The following is an 18,884-nucleotide window of genomic DNA, read 5'->3' as shown; positions in this document are numbered from 1 at the left end:
CGTTGCAAGCAGCGCCTCGCCGGCAGGTTTTTCGTGCCCGGCGACGGCGCAGGCGTTACACTGGCGCCTTTGACGCAACAGGCGCGTTCGCGCCACAGACCACCTACCCCATGCACCTCGAACAGCCCCTCTCCGAAAAAGAATTCGACGAACTCGACCAGTTCCTGCTCTCCGACCGTTGCTCCGACGACGCGATGACGATGGACACCCTGCACGGCTACCTGACCGCCATCGCGATCGGCCCGGAATCGATCATGCCGGCCGAATGGCTGCCGATGGTCTGGGGCGAAGACGAGGCCGCGGCGCCGAAATGGAAGAACAAGCGCGACGAAGAGCGCATCGTCAACCTGATCATGCGCTTCATGAACGAAGTCCTGATCACGTTCGAAGTCGCGCCGAAGGACTTCGAGCCGTTGTTCTGCGAGCACGAGGTCGACGGCAAGGTGCTGATCGATCCGGAAGCCTGGTGCTGGGGTTTCTGGGAAGGCGTCGAACTGCGCGCCGGCTCGTGGGATGCGATCTGGGACAGCGACGTCGCCGAACTGATCCGCCCGATCTACCTGCTGGGCGCGGACGAAATCGAAGAAGCCGAACTGGCCGAGGTCGACGACCCGGTCAAGGTGCATGCGCTGGCGTTGCAGATCGAAGCCAACGTGCCGGCGATCTACCGCCACTGGCTGCCACTGCGCAAGCCGGCGGTGGAAACGATCGTGCGCGACGAGCCGAAGGTTGGCCGCAACGACGACTGCACCTGCGGCAGCGGCAAGAAATTCAAGAAGTGCTGCGGCGCTGAGTAATAAGCTGCAGGATTGACGGCCCGGCCGTCAATCCTGCCCAACCTGTTCCCATACGTTTTCGCGAACCTGCTGCCCGGGCACCCTGCCCGGCACGCCAGCCAGCACCTCCAGCAATACCTCCACATCGAGCGGCTTGACCAGATGGTGCGCAAACCCCGCCGCCAGCGCCGCATCGCGGTCCTGTGGCTGCCCGTAGCCCGTTACCGCCACCAGCACCGAACCGGCCATCCCGGGATCCTGCTGCAGGCGCCGCGCCAGTTCGTGCCCGTCGATGTCGGGCAAGCCGATATCAAGCAGGCAGACATCGGGCCGCATGCTGCGCGCCCGCGCCAGTGCACCCAGCGCCCCGTGCTCGATCGCCACGTCATGCCCCTGCGCTGCCAGCAGCAGACCAAGCATTTCTGCCGCATCGGTATTGTCATCCACCACCAGCACTTTCAGGCGCATGACGGCAACTGGCGCATTGACCTCCGGCTCTGGCAGGTCCGGCGCTTCTTCAAGCAGCGGCAGCGTGATGACGAAGGTGCTGCCCTTGCCCAGCCCCGGACTCGAACAGCCCACCGTGCCCCCGTGCAGCTCGACCAGGTGCTTGACCAGCGCCAGGCCGAGCCCCAGGCCGCCCTGAGCGCGGTCCGATGAGCGCTCGGCCTGCGTAAACAGGTCGAACACGCGCCCGGTGAGTTCGACGTCCATGCCGATGCCTTCGTCGCGCACACTCAGCACCAGACGTGTGCCGTGCAGGTCGGCGCGCAGGTCGATGCTGCGCCCGGCCGGTGTGTACTTGGCCGCATTGGCCAGCACATTGGCCACCACCTGCACCAGGCGCGCCTTGTCACCGAGCACCGCAACGCCGGCCGACGGCAGGCGCACGCTGAGCGTCTGCGCGCGCGTGTCGATGGTCGGCCGTACCTGCTCGATGGCTTCTTCGATGACGGTGCGCGCCGCCACACGTGCCTGGCCCAGCGTGATCAGACCGCGCGTCACACGCGAGACGTCGAGCAGATCGTCCACCAGCCGCGTCATGTGGCGCACCTGGCGGCTGATGATGGTGCTGCTCTGGTGCACCCGGCGCGCATCGACGTTGCCGAGCCTGAGCAGCTCGGCCGCAGCGCTGATCGGCGCCAGCGGATTGCGCAGCTCGTGCGCGAGCATCGCCAGGAATTCATCCTTGCGGCGATCGGCCTCCACCAGCTTTTCTTCGGCAAGCTTGCGGTCGGTGATGTCGCGGAAGAACGTCGCGATGCCCCCGTCCTGGGTCGGATAGGCGCGCAGATCGATCCAGACGCGGCGACCATCGGGAAATACGCGGCACTGTTCGGCGCTGCCCGCCTTGCGGCTGGCCATCACGCTCTGGTACATGCGCCCGGCCTCGGACTCGAGCATGGCCGGGAACACGGACCAGTGATTGCGGCCGATGACCTCGTCGCTCGTGACGGCGCAGATACGCAAGCCTTCGGTGTTCATGTGCTGCATCACCCAGTTGCGGTCGAACAGCGCGAAGCCTTCGGAAATGTTGGCGAAGATCTCGCGGCCCCGGTCGCGCTCTTCGCGCAGCATCGCATGCGCACGCGCCGTGCCCGCCGCGGCCCAGGTGCGCTCGGCCACGTCGCGCGCCAGCCGGATATCGTGTTCGGTCCACGCGCGCGGCGCCGGCGCATCGACACACAGGCACGCGGCCAGGCGGCCCGCCGCCATCAACGGCACCACCAGCATGGCACCCACGCGCTCGCCAAACGGCGACTGCAACGCGCGCGGATCGTTGGCGGTGTCGTGGATGCTCACCACGGCGCCCTGCTGCAGCGCGGCCATCATTGCGGGACCGAAGCGGTCCAGCTGCGCCCGCGGCGCGCTGTCCGCCAGCGCCGACAGGCAGGGTGCGGCCAGCGTTCCGCTGAGCGGATCGATCTCGGCATACCGCGCGCGCGTCGTCGTTGAGTCTGCACTTAACTCTGCACCCAGCAGCGCACTGGCGGTGGCAATCACGTCACCCGGATCGGCCAGCACTGCCAGCGCGTCGGACAGCATGAGCCGGAACGCCGCGCGGCGCTCGCCCAGCATGCGGGCCGTGGTTTCCATCGCGGTGCAGAACAGGCCGCCGACACTGCCGCCATCGGCATGCAACGGGGCGTACGAGAAAGTGAACCAGGCGCGCTCGGGGTAGCCGTTGCGCAGCAGGCACAGCCCGTAATCTTCGAAAAAGACCGGCTTGCCCGCCATCGTGCGTTCGATCTGCGGCTGCAGCTCGGGCCAGACCTCGGGCCACACGGCCGTGAACGGCTGACCGAGCGCACCTGGGTGGCGCTCGCCGAGCATCGGGATATAGGCATCGTTGTACAGGACGATGTGCTGTGGCCCCCACGCAACGAACATCGGGAAGGCGGAATGCAGCAACATGTCGACGGCCGTCCGGAGGGACGGCGGCCAGGTGTCGGGTGCGCCGAGCGGGCACTGGCGCCAGTCGTGGCTGCGCATCTGCGCAGCCATCACACTGTCACCCGAAAAAGCGGTAGCGGAGAGCGAGGCCATGCGCAGGATTGTCGCATAACTTGCTTGCCGGATTGCAGCTTTTTCCGGTTTGACAGTGGCCCTTGCGCAACTTTACAACTCTCGAATGACCGTTAACGCATCACAGCTTACGCATCACAGTTTGCGCATCACAGCTTGATGAAGTGCTCACGGTAGTAGCGCAGCTCTTCGATCGACTCGACGATGTCGGCCAGCGCCGTGTGCTTCTGGTGCTTCTTGAAGCCGGATGCCAGCTCGGGCTTCCAGCGGCGGCACAGTTCCTTCAGCGTCGACACGTCGAGATTACGGTAATGGAAGAACGCTTCGAGCTTCGGCATGCCGCGCGCCATGAAGCGACGGTCCTGGCAGATCGAATTGCCGCACATCGGCGACTTGTTCTTTGGCACGTACTGCTTGAGAAATTCGATCAGCTCGACTTCGGCCTGGGCTTCCGTCACGGTCGACGCCTTGACCCGGTCGATCAGGCCCGACTTGCCGTGGGTGCCCTTGTTCCAGTTGTCCATCTTGTCGAGTGTTTCATCCGACTGGTGGATCGCGAACACCGGGCCTTCGGCGATGATGTTCAGGTCGGGATCGGTGACGACGACGGCGACCTCGATGATGCGGTCGTTGTCCGGGTCGAGGCCCGTCATTTCCATGTCGAGCCAGACCAGGTTGAATTCATTGGGCCGCTGGGGCGTGCCCGGCACTGCGGAAGGTGTCGCTTGTGACATAATTCTCTCTTTGCCTAATCAATCCTGCATTTTCTCACAGGCACAGAATGTCTTCATTCGCGTTTTCGGTTTTGTTCGTCGTTTTCCTGCTGCTCACCTTGTCGCTGCGTACCTGGCTGGCCGCGCGCCATATCCGGCATATCGCGCGCCACCGCGCCAGCGTGCCGGCCGAGTTTGCGCCGAAAGTGCCGCTCGCGGCGCACCAGAAAGCGGCCGACTACACCGTCGCCAAGACCCGGCTCGGCCTGATCGGCACGCTGTGGGGCGCCATCGTCCTGATCGGCTTCACGCTGATGGGCGGCCTGCAACTGCTGTCGCTGGCGATCCTGCCGTTCACCGGCCCCGGTCTGATGCACCAGCTGGTGCTGGTCGTTGCCTTTGCCGTGATCGCCAGTGTGCTCGATCTGCCGCTCGACTGGTATCGCCAGTTCGTCCTCGAGCAGCGCTTCGGCTTCAACAAGATGACGCCCGGCCTGTGGTGGGGCGACCTGATCAAGAGCACGTTCGTGGGCGCGCTGATCGGCCTGCCGCTGCTGTGGGTCGTGCTCAAGCTGATGGAAGCAAGCGGCTCGCTGTGGTGGCTGTACACGTGGTTCGTCTGGAGCGGGTTCCAGCTCCTGATGATTGCGTTCTACCCAACCGTGATCGCGCCGCTGTTCAACAAATTCACGCCACTGGCCGACGTCAGCCTCAAGCAGCGCATCGATGGCTTGATGACGCGCGTGGGCTTTGCGTCGCGCGGCCTGTTCGTCATGGACGGCAGCAAGCGCAGCGCGCACGGTAATGCGTATTTCTCGGGCTTTGGGCGTGCCAAGCGCATCGTGTTTTTCGACACGCTGCTGTCGCGCCTGGAGCCACAGGAAATCGAAGCGGTGCTGGCGCACGAGTTGGGCCACTTCAAGCTGCGCCACATCGTCAAGCGCGTGGCCACGATGTTCGCGATCTCGCTGGCCTTCCTTGCCTTGCTCGGCTACCTGAAGGGCCAGGCCTGGTTCTATACGGGCCTGGGCGTGCTGCCGTTCATGAACGCGTCGAACGATGGCATGGCGCTGATCCTGTTCATCCTCGTGTTGCCGGTATTCACCTTCGTGCTCGCGCCGCTGAGCTCGATCACGTCGCGCAAGCATGAATTCGAGGCTGACGCTTTTGCTGCGCAGCACACCGACCACCGCGACCTGGTGTCGGCGCTGGTCAAGATGTACGAAGACAATGCGTCGACGCTGACGCCCGATCCGCTGCATTCGGCGTTCTACGATTCGCACCCGCCGGCGTCGGTTCGGGTCAAGCGCCTGACGATGGCGGCCGCATGAACCTGACGCCACCACTCACGTCGCGCCACTGCACGCGCAAGACAGCCGCGCTCGACGCAGCGGCCATCGCCACGCTGCTGCACGAAGTGCCCGGCTGGGAAGTGGCCGATAACGTCCTGGCGCGCACCTTCACGCTGCCCGACTACCGCGCCACGATTGCATTCGTCAACGCGGTGGCAACGCTGGCCGAGCACGAAGACCATCACCCTGAGATGACGGTGGGCTACACCACCTGCCGCGTCAGCTGGACCACCCATTCCGCGGGCAGCACGCTGTCCGACAACGACTTTATCTGCGCCGCGAAAGCCAATGCGCTGTACCTCAACCAGGAAACCGCATGAGCGCATCCCCCACTGAACTGACCGGCACCATCATCGCGGCCCACGGCCGCCACTACCTGGCCGACATCGACGGCGAAAAACTGCAGTGCGTCACGCGCGGCAAGAAAACCAATGTGGCCGTGGGCGACGTCGTCCACGTGGTCAGGACGTCCGAGAACCAGGCCGTGATCGAGCGCATCGCCGAGCGCACCACGCTGCTGTACCGCTCCGACCAGTACAAATCCAAGCTGCTGGCGGCCAACATCTCGCGCCTGTTCGTCGTGATCGCCACCGAACCCGGCTTTGCCGACGACCTGGTATCGCGCTCGCTGGTGGCATGCGAGGCGGCCGGCATCGAGGCGCACCTGATCCTCAACAAGACCGACGTGACCGACCTGCTGCCCCGCGCACGCGAACGCGCCGCGCAGTATTCGCGCCTCGGCTATCCGGTGCACGAGGTCTCGGCCCAGGCGCATCCTGAAGAAACCGTGGAAATCCTCAAGCCGCTGCTGGCCGGCCATTCGTCGATCTTCATCGGCCAGTCGGGCATGGGCAAGTCGTCGCTGATCAATCTGTTGATTCCGGACGCCGATATCGCCGTGCGCGAAATCTCGGCTGCGCTCGATACCGGCAAGCACACGACGACGTTCACGCGCCTGTACTGGCTGCCCGAAGTCGATGGCAAGGCCGGTGCGATCATCGATTCGCCGGGCTTCCAGGAATTTGGCCTGTATCACCTGAGCGAGGGCATGCTCGAGCGCGCTTTTGTGGAGTTCAAGCCGTATCTGGGTGGCTGCAAGTACTACAACTGCCGCCACCTGGCCGAGCCGTTCTGCGCCATTCTCGATGCCGTGGCAGCGGGCAAGATCTGGAAGCACCGCCATGAACTCTACGGGCAACTGCTGCACGAATCCGCGCAGACCCTGTACTAAGGCCCTGACTACTTTCCCTAACGGAAAGAAATTCCCCTTATAATTCAAGGGATAAACATCGCAGCAGACACGAGCAGACTTATGATGACGAGCACCCCACCGATCAAGCACTTCCTGCAGTTTTCCGACTTCACGCGCGACGAGTTCGAATACGTCATCAAGCGCGCGGCGATCATCAAGCGCAAGTTCAAGGCCTACGAGGTGTATCACCCGCTGGTCGACCGCACGCTGGTGATGGTGTTCGAGAAAAGCTCGACGCGCACGCGCCTGTCGTTCGAAGCCGGCATGCACCAGCTGGGCGGCGCCGCCATCTACCTGAACACGCGCGACAGCCAGCTCGGCCGTGGCGAACCGGTGGAAGACGCCGGCCAGGTCATCAGCCGCATGTGCGACATCATCATGATCCGCACCTTTGGTCAGGACATCATCGACCGCTTCGCCGCCAATTCGCGCGTGCCGGTCATCAATGGCCTGACCAATGAACACCACCCGTGCCAGGTGCTGGCGGATGTGTTCACGTTCCACGAGCATCGCGGCTCCATCGCCGGCAAGACCGTCGCATGGATCGGCGACGCCAACAATATGCTGTACTCGTGGTTGCAGGCAGCCGAAGTCTTCGGCTTCCACCTGAACGTCGCCACCCCAAAAGGCTACGAGATGGACCCGAGCCTGGTCTCGACCACGCGCTACACGCTGTTCGACAACCCGTCGGACGCCTGCGAAGGCGCGCACCTGGTCAATACCGACGTCTGGACCAGCATGGGCTACGAAAAGGAAAACGCCGAGCGCATGAAGGCGTTTGACGGCTTCATCGTTGACGAAGCCAAGATGGCCCGCGCCGCGAGCGACGCGCTGTTCATGCACTGCCTGCCAGCACACCGCGGCGAAGAAGTGGCCGCCGAGGTCATCGACGGCCCGCAATCGGTCGTCTGGGACGAAGCCGAAAACCGCCTGCACGTGCAAAAAGCCCTGATCGAGTACCTGCTGCTCGGCCGTATCGAAGATTGATTTTTACCCCTGAAGCTTGATCGTTGGCCGTCCATCCCGGCGCTTGCCGGGCTGGATTTGCGAGCCAGCTGACCATTACTCCTCTACCCTCCCTCCATCACTGGAACATCCCATGAGCGACATCAAGAAAGTAGTACTGGCCTATTCTGGCGGCCTCGACACCTCCGTCATCCTGAAATGGCTGCAAGACAATTACGGCTGCGAAATCGTCACCTTCACCGCCGACCTCGGCCAGGGTGAAGAACTGGAACCGGCACGCGCCAAGGCCATCAAATTCGGCATCAAGCCAGAGAACATCTACATCGACGACGTGCGCGAAGAATTCGTGCGCGACTTCGTGTATCCGATGTTCCGCGCGAACACCGTGTACGAAGGCGAATACCTGCTGGGCACGTCGATCGCGCGTCCGCTGATCGCCAAGCGCCTGATCGAGATCGCCAACGAAACCGGCGCCGATGCCGTCTCGCACGGCGCGACCGGCAAGGGCAACGACCAGGTGCGTTTCGAGCTGGGCGCGTATGCACTCAAGCCAGACGTCAAGATCATCGCGCCATGGCGTGAATGGGACCTGCTGTCGCGCGAAAAACTGCTGAAGTACGCAGAAGACGCGGGCATCGCGGTGGACATGAAGCACAAGAACGGCGGCGCGCCGTACTCGATGGACGCCAACCTGCTGCACATCAGCTTTGAAGGCCGTCACCTGGAAAACCCGAGCGCCGAAGCCGAGGAATCGATGTGGCGCTGGACCGTCTCGCCAGAAGCGGCGCCGGACGAAGCGGAATACCTGGACGTCGAATTCGAGCGCGGCGACATCGTCGGCCTGAACGGCAAGCGCCTGTCACCAGCCGCCGTCCTGACCGAGCTGAACCGCCTGGGTGGCAAGCACGGCATCGGCCGCCTGGACCTGGTGGAAAACCGCTACGTCGGCATGAAGTCGCGCGGCTGCTACGAAACTCCGGGGGGCACGATCATGCTGCGCGCGCACCGCGCCATCGAATCGATCACGCTCGACCGCGAAGTGGCGCACCTGAAGGACGACCTGATGCCACGCTACGCGTCGCTGATCTATAACGGCTACTGGTGGGCGCCGGAACGCGTTGCACTGCAGACGCTGATCGACCACACGCAAGCCACCGTGAACGGCTGGGTGCGTATCAAGCTGTACAAGGGCAATGTGATCGTCGTGTCGCGCGATTCGAAGACCGATTCGCTGTTCGACATGAACATCGCCACGTTCGATGAAGATGGTGGCGCGTACAATCAGGCTGACGCTGGCGGCTTCATCAAGCTCAATGCGCTGCGCATGCGGATTGCGGCGAAGGCACGCGCCAAGCGCGGGCAGTAAGCCGGTTCGTGGATGAGAAAGCCGCCTGAGGGCGGCTTTTTTGTTTGGGGGTATCGGGAATGGCATCTGGGTTCGACCATTGCTTCGTTCTGCCCGAACTACCCTGCGTTTCATTCTTGATTAAATTACTGGTTACGTGCATAGTACCGACGCTCCATATTGTTGCAAATAGGCAATTAAATAGATTCTGTGCTCTGACGCTTTCCCTTCATCGGCGCATCTCCCCTCACCACTGTTCTACAGAAAAATTTACATATGGCATTGAATAACCTGTCATTCTCGAACCTCACGGTGTCGATTGCGCTCTGCGCCAGCACTGTGCTTCTGAGCGGCTGCGGCGGTGGCACTGAGGAAAGCAAGCAAGTTGGCGAGAGCGCCAGCGGTTCTGTTTCTTCTCCGGCTCCGGTCTTGATTCCGGCACCGGATCCGGTGCCAAATCGGGCGCCAAACCCAACACCTGATCCAGCGCCGGTTTCGACACCTGTCCCGGCACCAGTGCCGACGCCGACGTCGGTCGCAGCACCCGTCCCAACGCCGACCCCGACGCCGGCGCTCGCCCCCGTCGCCGCACCAGTCGTCTTCACACAATTCAGCGGCACCGATGCCGAGATCGCCAACCCCGAGCGAGGCTTCTATCGCTGGGCATGGACCGATCTGGATCAGTTCAGCAAGAGCGACGGTGCTGATGCGTACAAGAATGGAATCCGGATTGTCTACTCCATGGTCCGACTCGACGGTTACAAGAGCAGCGCACTGCCAGCCAGTTTGTTGTCCCGGCTGCGCACGGCATTTTCAAACGCGCGGCAATCGGGCGTAAAGGTTATTCCGCGATTCGTCTACAACTATCCGGCCAGCGAAACCGAGTACCGGGATGTCACCGATGCATCGCTGAGCCGAGTGCTGGCGCATATTGCCCAGCTCAAGCCGGTTTTGCAGGAAAACACCGATGTCATTGCCTACCTGCAGGCCGGCTTCATCGGGGCCTGGGGCGAGTGGCATACATCGTCCAATGGCCTGGCCAGCAGTACCAACCGCACGGCCATCCGGGACGCCCTTCTTGATGCCATGCCAAAGGACCAGTTCGTCCAGTTCCGCTATCCGCCCCATTTGATGGCATGGTTTGCCAGCGCGCCCGGTGAATCGAGTGCATTGAATGGATCTGCGGCATCGCGCTCCGGCGTGCACAACGACTGCTTCCTGGCAAGTGCGACCGACGTCGGCACCTATAGCGACAACGCCAGCACGAGGACCGAGCAGCGCAACTACACGATGGCCCTGTCCAAGGTGACCCCGTTCGGTGGCGAAACCTGCAATCCGGCAGATGAGGATGGCGCACAGCCCCGCACCAGCTGCGCGGCAATCCTGGGCGAAGGAAAACAGTTTTCGCTGACGTACTTGAACAGTGAGTACTACACCGAAGCGTTCCATAGCCGCTGGAAAAAGGATGGTTGCTACGCCGAAGTACAGCGCTCGATGGGCTACCGGCTGGAGTTCCTCTCCACCGAGCACGCCGCTACTGCAGCGGCCGGCGCAGCATGGCCGATTCGCATCGCTGTGCGCAACGTCGGCTGGGCGCGGCCGTACAAACCTCGACAGCTCAGTGTCTTCCTGAAGCATCGCGTCAGCGGCAATGTCCTCAAGCTCGTGACCTCAGTCGATCCAAGGACTTGGACTGCCGGCAATACCTTCGCTCACGATACGTCGGTTGGCATCCCCTCGACAGCCCAGCCCGGTGAATACGATATCTACCTTGCCCTTCCGGATGGCGCAGCGCAGGTCAACGGCGATCCACGGTTCGCAGTACGACCGGCCAACGCAGACAATGCCGGCAACCGGCAGGCATGGGATGCTGCGCTCGGTGCTTTCAGCACTGGCACGATTGTCACGGTGAAATAGGCATCACAAAGAACAGCCGGGGTCAGGTCTGACATTCGGACACGACCTCAGCATTAACCACTTCCAATGGTGTCGTTCTCAGGATTAGCATGGCGCTGTGCTAGCTCGTCCCGACTACTCGACTGTCGAGATCGTGTCCGAATGTCAGACCTGACCCCCGCTTTTCTTCAGCCGGACGTGGTGCTATAACAGCTCCATTGACTGCAGCGCCGCTTTCGCCAGCACCACGCGTTTGTCGGGCGCCCCGTCCGGGATGTCGATGTTCAGCGCGAACGTGTAGAGCTTGCCGTCCTTCTTGATCCAGCCGACCCACCAGCCGATATCGGGCTGGCCGGGTCGCTTGCCCCAGCCGGTTTTCGCATACAGTTCGGCCGGACCATCCTGGCGCGCAATCGCGCGCACCGCGTCCATGTGCACGTTCTCGAACGGCAACTGGCCCTGCGCCAGCCGGGCCAGGAACACGGTCTGCTCGAGCGCGCTGATTTCGAGCGGGCCATCGAGCCAGAAGCGGTCCACCACCGTGCCGGTGTCCATGTTCCCGTAATTCATGCGCACGAGCGCGCCGCGCATGCGTTCCAGTCCGATGCGCCGTGCCATTTCCTGGTAGACGGGCACGTTCGAGATCTTGATCGCTTCGCGCAGCCCCATGTCTCTGGCCCATTCGGGGCGGGCGACTGGCTTGCCGCCGTACGGCACGATCTCATCGACCGAGGCGACGGCGCCGGTACTCAGTGCGATCAGCGAGTTCGGGAGTTTGAAGGTCGACGCCGGGATGAACCGTTTGGCGGCGCGCTGGCGGTCGTGGCCCGTGTCGGTGTCCTGGGCCACGTCGTGCACGACGAACGTGCCCGTCACGCCCTCTTTCTTGAACAGCTGCGTGATGGCCGGGCTGTCGCGCCATTCGGTGGCCTGGGCGACGGCGCCGAACGCCATCAGGGCGAGTGCAAGAACATGCTTGATCACTGGGCTGTTTCCTTGGTCAGTCGGGTGGCCAGACGCGCTCTAGCCTTGTCGGCATACGTGCGGCAGGCGGTGGTGTCGATGAAGGCGGCGTTGCCCCGCGCAGCGCGGCGGGCGTAGCGCTGCCACAGATCGCTGCCTTCCGGATGCGCCGATACCAGCACGTCGCACGGCAGGCCGGCCACCGTCGCGATCGAGCGCTCGAGGTCCGCGCGCGCCGTCGGATAGGCCGGGTGCCCACGGTAGCGAAATGGCCCCGCCGCGATGGCGTTCAGGCTGTCGGCGTACACCATGTGCGCCGTCCGGCCGCCTTCGATGGCGTTCCAGGTCCAGCTCGCGCCGCCCTGCGTGTGGCCGGGTGTCGCGTGCATCGTCACTGCCAGCGGGCCGAGCTTGACCACGTCGCCGTCGGCCACGCCCCGCACGCGCCCGATCGGCGCCATGGGTGTCAGGTCGGTGTACTGCGGGTCGCCCTTGCTGGCCTGGCCGCTGCGCAGTACGGGCACGGTGGCGCTGCCGGCCAGGACCTCGGCGCCCGACAGGCGCTGCAGTTCTGCGATGCCGCCCGCATGGTCGAAATGCGCGTGCGAATTCAGGATGAAGCGGATGTCTTCGACCTTGAAGCCGAGCTGGCGAACGTTACGGACGATCTGGGGCGCCGACTTGTCGCTGCCCCCGTCAATGAGGATATGTCCCTCGTTCGACGTGATCAGGACCGCCGACAGCCCATGCGTGCCGACATAGAAGGTGTTGCCGTACAGGGCAAACGGTTCCTGCGGCGTGTTCCAGTCGTTGGCTGCAGCAGGCTGCAGGCACGCGGCGAGGCCAGCCGCGGCGAGTGCCAGGCTTGTGTGTTTCATCATGACGATTCCTTATGTGGACGGTGAAAGCGTTGCGAGCCTTCCCGGCAGCGCGCGCAGGAAGTGTTCTTTCAGGAGCGGCCCGGCCGCGCGGTCCGGGTGGCGCGGGCCAAGCATCTGCCGCGTGAAAACGACGGTGCGCCCATCCTTCGTGGCCCAGCCGACGAACCAGCCGAGCGCGCGGCCCGTGGCCCCGGCCCCATCGCGCGCGCTGTCCGTGGCAGTGCCGGTCTTGCCGTACACCTGCCAGCCATTGGCCGACGTGGGCAAGCGCAGCAGCTGCGCCGTCATGTCGAAGGCGTGCGCGCTGACGAGAAGTTCGCGGTTGGCGACCTTGCGCAGAAAAGCGGCTTGTTCACGCGGCGAGACCTGCAGCGACGACGAGATCCAGGCCCTGTCGACGCCGCCGGTAAGGTCCTGGTTGCCGTAGTCGAAGCGATCCACGTAATCCTGTACGCGGCCTTCGCCCAGCCGGCTAGTGACCTGCTGCGCGTACCAGACGGTCGAATTGCGGATCCAGCTCGCCGGATCGGTGGTGGCGCGCCACGCTGGCTGCCAGTCGATGTAGCCCGCCTTGAACGGCAGCGCCGGTGTGCGGGTATCCTGCAGGATGCCGGCGTCGAATCCCATCAGGCTCACGGCGATATTGAAGATCGACGCCGGCGTGGTGCGTACATCGCAGCGCCCTTCCTCGACCAGCACCGCCCCCGTGGCAGCATCGAGCATCAGCGTGCAGTCGAGCGTTTCTGGCGCAGCGTCCCAGGCCAATGCCGGCTGCAGCGCGAGGTTGGCGCCGAACACCAGCGCCAGTGCCGTCAGGCCGGCGCAGCGGGCACGGCCTGCATGACGGGCGAGGCCCGGTGAGCGGATCAGCGCGACACGCGCGGCCAGCGTGTCCGGCGCGACGCCACCGAAGGCCAGCGCATTGGCTGGCGCGGCCTGGTACTGGAAGCGCAGCTGCGCCACCAGCGCGGCAGCGTACGCCTTGCGCTGGACCTGCGACCGGCCGCGCAGCACGTCGCGGTCGCAGCCCAGTTCCTGGGCCCAGACGAGGCGCGCGCGCAGCAGGCGCATCGCCGGATTGAACCAGCACAGTGCCTGGAGCAGCGCGCAGGCGGCGAGCCACCACAGATCGCCCCGGCGCCAGTGCGTCAGTTCGTGGGCGACGATCAGCTCGCGCTGCAGTGGATCGATCGTTCGCAGGGCCAGCGGCAACAGCAAGCGCGGTCGGACCGGACCGACCAGCATCGGGGAAATGGGGGCATCGACTTCGATCATGAGAGGCAGCGACCCGTCCGACGGCGTTCGCGCACCGGCACGCAGCAGCCGCGCCAGCGCGCGCTGGCCATGGACCAGGCGCGCAAGCATCCACAGCAAACCGCCCGTATAAGCCAGCGCCCATGCCCACGCGGTCCAGCTCAGCCACGAGCGGGATTGGGCAAACGTGCTGGCAGCACCGGCCGCCTGAACGGGCCTGGGGACTGTGCCGGCCGTCATGGGCGACAGATCGACATTGAACACGGGCAGCATGTGAAGCTGCTGCGCCTGCGGCAGCATCAGGATGATGAAGGTGGCCGCAAGCGCGACCTGCCCCAGCATCCACGGGGTGCGCTGCATGCCAAGCGCCGGCAGGTACCGCCGCGCCAGCGCCAGCACGCCCCACACGGCCAGGCCAGCGGCCAGGCAGCCGATGCTGGCGAACAGCAAGCGGATGAGCGCCGCGTCGAGCGCAGTCATGGCGCCGCGTCCTTGTCGACTGGCCAGTCGTTAAGCAGTTGCTCCAGACGCGCGAGCTCATCGTCGTCCACCAATTTGCTGCCGGTGAACATATTGACCGGCAGCGGCGTGTCGATCTCCATCACGCGCTTGCCAAAGTCATGGGCGAACGCGGCCAGCGTATCGACCTTGTCGCTGACTGCGGCATACACCTGCACCCCATGGCGCAATTCCTGACGCACCATGCCTTTGTCGAGCATGCGTTCGAGCGTCTTGCGGGTGGAGGAATACGACCAGCCCAGTTCGGCCTCGACGGCGTCGTGGATTTCACGCGCGCTGAGCGGCTGCTGGCGCCATAACGCCTTGAGGAGGCTCAGTTCGGAAATCGAGGGTACGGCCATGGCAACAGTCCTTGACGTGACGATTAATGTGACACTTGTTGTGACTCTTGCCACAATTATGCGACAAGTGTCGCAATCGCGTCAACAAGAACTTGCGACGACCGTCAGTTGCGCAGATCGTCGACCGCTTCGCTGCCAAAGCCAGTCGCGAGCAGATAATCGGCCAGGTTGCGCGCGCAATCCTCGGGTGAGGTCAAGCCGCCCGTGTCCTTCAGCTCGACGAAGCGCTCGCGCAGCGGGAAGTTGGCGTCCGGTGTCGCGCGGATCGCCGCCTGCATGTCGGTATCGATGACGCCCGGCGCCAGGCTGACTGCAAGCACGCGCGAATCGCCATCAAGCTGGACAGCGCGCGCATGCTGGTCGAGCGCCGCCTTCGTCGCGCAGTACACGGCCCAGCCAGGATAGGCATTGCGCCCTGCCCCGCTGGAAATGTGCAGGATGCGCCGCGTCGCCTCGGGCGCGGCCTGCACGAACGCGGCGGCCAGCGCCAGCGGCGCGCCAACGTTGAGCATCACCGCCTGCAGCACGGCCGCCGGCGCCTGCGCGGCAAGCGGGCCCACTGGCGTGACGACGCCGGCATTGTTGACGAGGTACACGGCGTCGGCGCCCGCGAGAAAATCGCGCAGCGCCGGGCCGGCGAGCCAGGCCTGTAACGCGGCCGGATCGGCCATGTCGACTTCAGCCTGTTCGATGCCGGCCAGCGCGGAACGTCCGCGCGCCAGGCCCAGCACGGCCAGGCCGCGCGCCTTTAATTCGGCCGCGATGGCGGCCCCGAGGCCACGGGTGTGGCCGGTGACGATGACTTTGTTCATAGGGAGGCTCCTAGATGAAGACGGGTTCGGGTTCGAGCATCACGCCATAGCGCGCCGCGACATCGGCCTGGATGGCGGCAGCCAGCTGGACGACTTCCTGTCCCGTGGCCCCGCCCAGGTTGACCAGCACCAGCGCCTGCTTGTGGTACACGCCGGCCGCGCCCAGGTGGCGGCCTTTCCAGCCGCACTGGTCGATCAGCCAGCCCGCGGCCAGCTTGAACGTGCCGTCTGGCTGAGCGTGATGCACCAGGGTCGGGAACTGCGCGAGCAGGCGCGTGCATTCCGCGTTTGACACCACCGGGTTCTTGAAGAAGCTGCCGGCATTGCCGATCTCGCGCGGATCGGGCAGCTTGCGGCGCCGGATCGCTTCGACCATCAGGCCAATATCGTTCGGCGTGGGCGCCGTTAGTCCAGCTTCCTGCACCGCATTGCCCAGTTCGGCGTAGCGCAGGTTCGGCCCCCACGCGCGCGGCAGCGCAAAGGTCACGTCCAGCACGACGAGATTGGCGCCATCGGGATGCTTGAAGATGCTGTCGCGGTAGCCGAAGCGGCAGGCGGCCGCGTCCAGCGTGCGCGTGGCGCCGCTGGCCATGTCGTAGGCAGTAAGGCTATGGAATACGTCCTTGGTTTCGACGCCATACGCCCCCACATTCTGGATAGGCGCCGCGCCCACGGTGCCGGGTATCAGCGACAGGTTTTCCAGCCCGCCGATCCCCTGCTCGAGCGTGAAGCGCACGAAGCCGTGCCAGTTTTCGCCGGCCTGGGCGCGCACGAGGATCTTGCCGGCCTCGTCGCCCAGCACCTCGCGGCCCTGCCCCGTCATGTGCAGCACCAGGCCCTCGACGTCGCGCGTAAACAGCAGATTGCTGCCGCCGCCAAGTACCAGGCGCGGCAAGGCAGCCAGCGCCGGATCGGCACGCACCGCGGCCAGTTGCTCGGCGCCATCCACGCGCAGATAGTGGCGCGCGCGGGCGGGAATGCGGAAGGTATTGAACGTGTCGAGCGGCTGGTCGTGAATGAGAGGCATGATGTAACGGCGTAAAAGTGTCGTTTCATTATAGTGGTTCGTGCATTGCCGGCTTTCCACACGGGTGAAACGGTCGCGATTCGGGCCGCCGTCCGCTAAAATAGAGGGATTCATCTACATGCAAGACAAAAAAAGGACACCCCATGCCATCATTTGATGTCGTCTGCGAAGCAGACATGGTCGAAGTAAAGAACGCGGTTGAACAATCGAACAAAGAAATCACGACCCGTTTCGATTTCAAGGGCAGCTCGGCCAATGTCGAGCAAAAAGACAAGGAACTGACGCTGTTTGCCGATTCCGATTTCCAGCTGACCCAGGTCAAGGACGTCCTGATCAACAAGATGGCCAAGCGTAAGGTTGACGTGCGTTTTCTGGACGAAGGCAAGGTCGAGAAAATCGGCGGCGACAAGGTCAAGCTGGTGATCAAGGTGCGCAACGGTATCGAAACCGACGACGCAAAAAAGATCACCAAGCTGGTCAAGGAAAGCAAAATGAAGGTGCAGGCGAGCATCCAGGGCGAATCGGTGCGCATCACCGGCGCCAAGCGCGACGACCTGCAGACGGCCATGGCCATGCTGCGCAAGGACGTGCAAGACCTGCCGCTGGCCTTCAACAACTTCCGCGACTGATCGGTATCAGCGCGTTGCAACGGGCCGGCTTGACCGGCGCTGGCACGGGGCGCTACGTGGACAATGTGTCCGCTGAAGCCTTGTAACGCTTGGAGTAAAATGGCGCCGTGTGTCGACCCAGGGTCGACTCTCGCACACCGCAGCCACTCCGGGCAGATTAGGTAGTCTAAGGATAGCAATGAAACGTGTTGATGATTTCCGCCTGCGCATGGGCAACAAGGAATACGTGCCCATCATGATCGGCGGAATGGGTGTGGACATTTCGACGTCCGAGCTGGCGCTGGAAGCAGCCCGCCTGGGCGGGATCGGCCATATCTCCGATGCAATGTCGCAAGACGTGTCCGACCGCAAGTTCGACACCACGTACGTCAAGGAAAAAACCAAGACCTACAAGTTCAACATCAACAACATGAACAAGGCCGTGGTCCAGTTCGATCTGGATCACCTGGCCGAGGCCACGCGCCGTCATGTCAGCTCCACCATGGAAGCGAAGAAAGGCGATGGCCTGATCTACGTAAACTGCATGGAAAAGCTGACCATGAACGCGCCGAAGGAAACGCTGCGCGTGCGCCTGGCGTCGGCCCTGGACGGCGGCATCGACGGCATCACGCTGTCGGCCGGCCTGCACCTGGGTTCGTTCGAGCTGATCAAGGACCACCCGCGTTTCCGCGATGCGCACCTGGGCATCATCGTCTCGTCCGTGCGCGCGCTGCAACTGTTCCTGCGTAAAGTCTCGCGCCTGGACCGCAAGCCCGACTTCATCATCGTCGAAGGCCCCCTGGCTGGCGGCCACCTGGGCTTCGGCATGGATGACTGGAAGCAATACGACCTGCACACGATCATGGACGAAATCCATGCGTTCGTGAAGGCCGAGCAGCTGGGCATCCCGGTGATTGCCGCCGGTGGCGTGTTCACCGGTTCGGATGCCGTCAGCTTCCTCGAAAAAGGCGCGGGCGCCGTTCAGGTCGCCACGCGCTTTACTGTGACCACCGAATGCGGCCTGCCGGACGACGTCAAGCAGGAATACTTCCGCGCCAGCGAAGAAGACATCGAAGTCAACGGCATCTCGCCGACCGGCTATCCGATGCGCATGCTCAAGAATACGCCGGCGATTGGCTCGGGCATTCGCCCGGGCTGCGAATCGTATGGTTATCTGCTCGATGCGACCGGCAATTGCTCGTACATCAATGCCTACAACCGCGAGGTGCAGGCGCATCCGGAACTGAAAAAAGTCACGGTGATGGACAAGACCTGCCTGTGCACGCATATGCGCAACTTCAATTGCTGGACGTGCGGTCATTACACGTACCGCCTGAAGGACACGTCACATCTGCTGGCCGATGGCAACTACCAGATCCTGAGCGCCGAGCACGTGTTCAAGGATTACCAGTTCAGCGTCAACAACGAGATCGCCCTGCCGGAAAAGCAGGAGATCGTTGCGGCGTAATCGCGCGGTGTAAGCCCTACTTTCGCTGTTGCCGCGCCGTACGGTGGCCATGAAAGCGTCATTCCTGCCCCCGCGGGAATGACGTTTTTGCGTTTACGCCTGAATGAACCGCCTTGTCCCGCCCCTGCCCCGTGATCGCCGCTGAATGTGCGCAGCCGCACCGAAGCCGTCTTGCATGAACGTTA

The 18,884-nt window shown here is 63.7% G+C and carries 17 protein-coding genes; 9 read left to right on the top strand and 8 right to left on the bottom strand.

Features of this window, described 5'->3' with window-relative positions:
* Positions 1-110: 110 nt before the first annotated feature.
* Positions 111-797, top strand: coding sequence for a UPF0149 family protein (locus AC1MGT_RS19070; RefSeq protein ID WP_183550443.1), 687 nt, complete (start codon positions 111-113; stop codon positions 795-797).
* Positions 798-824: 27 nt separating this feature from the next.
* On the opposite strand, the gene AC1MGT_RS19065 is transcribed toward AC1MGT_RS19070, so the two are convergent.
* Together AC1MGT_RS19065 and orn are read right to left on the bottom strand one after the other, a co-directional pair.
* A complete protein-coding gene (locus tag AC1MGT_RS19065; RefSeq protein WP_499501585.1) occupies positions 825-3,323 on the bottom strand; it encodes a hybrid sensor histidine kinase/response regulator in 2,499 nt (832 codons plus the stop codon).
* 128 nt (positions 3,324-3,451) lie between these two features.
* Positions 3,452-4,036, bottom strand: coding sequence for an oligoribonuclease (gene orn / locus AC1MGT_RS19060; protein ID WP_183550437.1), 585 nt, complete (start codon positions 4,034-4,036; stop codon positions 3,452-3,454).
* 47 nt (positions 4,037-4,083) lie between these two features.
* Between orn and AC1MGT_RS19055 the strand changes: the two genes are divergently transcribed.
* The 6 genes from AC1MGT_RS19055 (at position 4,084) to AC1MGT_RS19030 (ending at position 10,847) form a co-directional block, all read left to right on the top strand.
* On the top strand, positions 4,084-5,346 hold the full coding sequence (locus tag AC1MGT_RS19055; protein ID WP_332529788.1) for a M48 family metallopeptidase: 1,263 nt from the start codon (positions 4,084-4,086) through the stop codon (positions 5,344-5,346).
* The gene (locus AC1MGT_RS19050; protein ID WP_332529787.1) at positions 5,343-5,687 is read left to right on the top strand and encodes a 4a-hydroxytetrahydrobiopterin dehydratase; all 345 of its coding nucleotides are present in this window, start codon (positions 5,343-5,345) and stop codon (positions 5,685-5,687) included. Before AC1MGT_RS19055 ends, AC1MGT_RS19050 begins: the two co-directional genes overlap by 4 nt.
* Positions 5,684-6,598 (top strand): ribosome small subunit-dependent GTPase A, encoded by a 915-nt coding sequence (gene rsgA, locus AC1MGT_RS19045; protein ID WP_499501584.1) that lies wholly within the window; start codon positions 5,684-5,686, stop codon positions 6,596-6,598. The genes AC1MGT_RS19050 and rsgA overlap by 4 nt, the downstream gene beginning before the upstream one ends.
* Before the next feature lie 84 nt (positions 6,599-6,682).
* Positions 6,683-7,606, top strand: a complete 924-nt coding sequence (gene argF, locus AC1MGT_RS19040) for an ornithine carbamoyltransferase (protein WP_499504326.1) — start codon at positions 6,683-6,685, stop codon at positions 7,604-7,606.
* Positions 7,607-7,718: 112 nt separating this feature from the next.
* The gene (locus AC1MGT_RS19035; protein ID WP_258836058.1) at positions 7,719-8,951 is read left to right on the top strand and encodes an argininosuccinate synthase; all 1,233 of its coding nucleotides are present in this window, start codon (positions 7,719-7,721) and stop codon (positions 8,949-8,951) included.
* A 255-nt stretch (positions 8,952-9,206) separates the two neighbouring features.
* Positions 9,207-10,847 (top strand): DUF4832 domain-containing protein, encoded by a 1,641-nt coding sequence (locus AC1MGT_RS19030; RefSeq protein WP_499501583.1) that lies wholly within the window; start codon positions 9,207-9,209, stop codon positions 10,845-10,847.
* Between the two features lie 183 nt (positions 10,848-11,030).
* On the opposite strand, the gene blaOXA (AC1MGT_RS19025) is transcribed toward AC1MGT_RS19030, so the two are convergent.
* From blaOXA (AC1MGT_RS19025) to murB, 6 genes are all read right to left on the bottom strand, one after another.
* The gene (blaOXA, locus tag AC1MGT_RS19025; RefSeq protein WP_499504325.1) at positions 11,031-11,807 is read right to left on the bottom strand and encodes a class D beta-lactamase; all 777 of its coding nucleotides are present in this window, start codon (positions 11,805-11,807) and stop codon (positions 11,031-11,033) included.
* On the bottom strand, positions 11,807-12,670 hold the full coding sequence (bla, locus tag AC1MGT_RS19020; RefSeq protein ID WP_499501582.1) for a subclass B3 metallo-beta-lactamase: 864 nt from the start codon (positions 12,668-12,670) through the stop codon (positions 11,807-11,809). The genes blaOXA (AC1MGT_RS19025) and bla overlap by 1 nt, the downstream gene beginning before the upstream one ends.
* Before the next feature lie 9 nt (positions 12,671-12,679).
* Positions 12,680-14,404: a class D beta-lactamase gene (gene blaOXA / locus AC1MGT_RS19015; RefSeq protein WP_499501581.1), complete on the bottom strand. Its 1,725-nt coding sequence runs from the start codon at positions 14,402-14,404 to the stop codon at positions 12,680-12,682.
* The gene (locus AC1MGT_RS19010) at positions 14,401-14,784 is read right to left on the bottom strand and encodes a BlaI/MecI/CopY family transcriptional regulator (RefSeq protein WP_258836062.1); all 384 of its coding nucleotides are present in this window, start codon (positions 14,782-14,784) and stop codon (positions 14,401-14,403) included. The genes blaOXA (AC1MGT_RS19015) and AC1MGT_RS19010 overlap by 4 nt, the downstream gene beginning before the upstream one ends.
* A 104-nt stretch (positions 14,785-14,888) precedes the next feature.
* The gene (locus AC1MGT_RS19005) at positions 14,889-15,596 is read right to left on the bottom strand and encodes an SDR family oxidoreductase (RefSeq protein ID WP_499501579.1); all 708 of its coding nucleotides are present in this window, start codon (positions 15,594-15,596) and stop codon (positions 14,889-14,891) included.
* Positions 15,597-15,606: 10 nt separating this feature from the next.
* On the bottom strand, positions 15,607-16,623 hold the full coding sequence (gene murB, locus AC1MGT_RS19000) for a UDP-N-acetylmuramate dehydrogenase (protein WP_499501577.1): 1,017 nt from the start codon (positions 16,621-16,623) through the stop codon (positions 15,607-15,609).
* A gap of 143 nt (positions 16,624-16,766) precedes the next feature.
* Between murB and AC1MGT_RS18995 the strand changes: the two genes are divergently transcribed.
* Together AC1MGT_RS18995 and AC1MGT_RS18990 are read left to right on the top strand one after the other, a co-directional pair.
* On the top strand, positions 16,767-17,252 hold the full coding sequence (locus tag AC1MGT_RS18995; RefSeq protein WP_183550398.1) for a YajQ family cyclic di-GMP-binding protein: 486 nt from the start codon (positions 16,767-16,769) through the stop codon (positions 17,250-17,252).
* Positions 17,253-17,430: 178 nt separating this feature from the next.
* On the top strand, positions 17,431-18,699 hold the full coding sequence (locus AC1MGT_RS18990) for a nitronate monooxygenase (RefSeq protein ID WP_499452917.1): 1,269 nt from the start codon (positions 17,431-17,433) through the stop codon (positions 18,697-18,699).
* The last annotated feature ends 185 nt before the right edge of the window (positions 18,700-18,884 follow it).

This window comes from Telluria sp. BA11, assembly GCF_056680305.1.
Note: the sequence above shows the minus strand (reverse complement) of the source record. Positions and strands in the feature narration are given on the sequence as shown.

Excerpts from the sequence above, each read along its gene's own strand:
- AC1MGT_RS19070 (WP_183550443.1), top strand. The coding sequence starts at position 111 with ATGCACCTCGAACAGCCCCTCTCCGAAAAAGAATTCGACGAACTCGAC.
- AC1MGT_RS19065 (WP_499501585.1), bottom strand. The coding sequence starts at position 3,323 with ATGGCCTCGCTCTCCGCTACCGCTTTTTCGGGTGACAGTGTGATGGCT.
- orn (WP_183550437.1), bottom strand. The coding sequence starts at position 4,036 with ATGTCACAAGCGACACCTTCCGCAGTGCCGGGCACGCCCCAGCGGCCC.
- AC1MGT_RS19055 (WP_332529788.1), top strand. The coding sequence starts at position 4,084 with ATGTCTTCATTCGCGTTTTCGGTTTTGTTCGTCGTTTTCCTGCTGCTC.
- AC1MGT_RS19050 (WP_332529787.1), top strand. The coding sequence starts at position 5,343 with ATGAACCTGACGCCACCACTCACGTCGCGCCACTGCACGCGCAAGACA.
- rsgA (WP_499501584.1), top strand. The coding sequence starts at position 5,684 with ATGAGCGCATCCCCCACTGAACTGACCGGCACCATCATCGCGGCCCAC.
- argF (WP_499504326.1), top strand. The coding sequence starts at position 6,683 with ATGACGAGCACCCCACCGATCAAGCACTTCCTGCAGTTTTCCGACTTC.
- AC1MGT_RS19035 (WP_258836058.1), top strand. The coding sequence starts at position 7,719 with ATGAGCGACATCAAGAAAGTAGTACTGGCCTATTCTGGCGGCCTCGAC.
- AC1MGT_RS19030 (WP_499501583.1), top strand. The coding sequence starts at position 9,207 with ATGGCATTGAATAACCTGTCATTCTCGAACCTCACGGTGTCGATTGCG.
- bla (WP_499501582.1), bottom strand. The coding sequence starts at position 12,670 with ATGATGAAACACACAAGCCTGGCACTCGCCGCGGCTGGCCTCGCCGCG.
- blaOXA (WP_499501581.1), bottom strand. The coding sequence starts at position 14,404 with ATGACTGCGCTCGACGCGGCGCTCATCCGCTTGCTGTTCGCCAGCATC.
- AC1MGT_RS19010 (WP_258836062.1), bottom strand. The coding sequence starts at position 14,784 with ATGGCCGTACCCTCGATTTCCGAACTGAGCCTCCTCAAGGCGTTATGG.
- AC1MGT_RS19005 (WP_499501579.1), bottom strand. The coding sequence starts at position 15,596 with ATGAACAAAGTCATCGTCACCGGCCACACCCGTGGCCTCGGGGCCGCC.
- murB (WP_499501577.1), bottom strand. The coding sequence starts at position 16,623 with ATGCCTCTCATTCACGACCAGCCGCTCGACACGTTCAATACCTTCCGC.
- AC1MGT_RS18995 (WP_183550398.1), top strand. The coding sequence starts at position 16,767 with ATGCCATCATTTGATGTCGTCTGCGAAGCAGACATGGTCGAAGTAAAG.
- AC1MGT_RS18990 (WP_499452917.1), top strand. The coding sequence starts at position 17,431 with ATGAAACGTGTTGATGATTTCCGCCTGCGCATGGGCAACAAGGAATAC.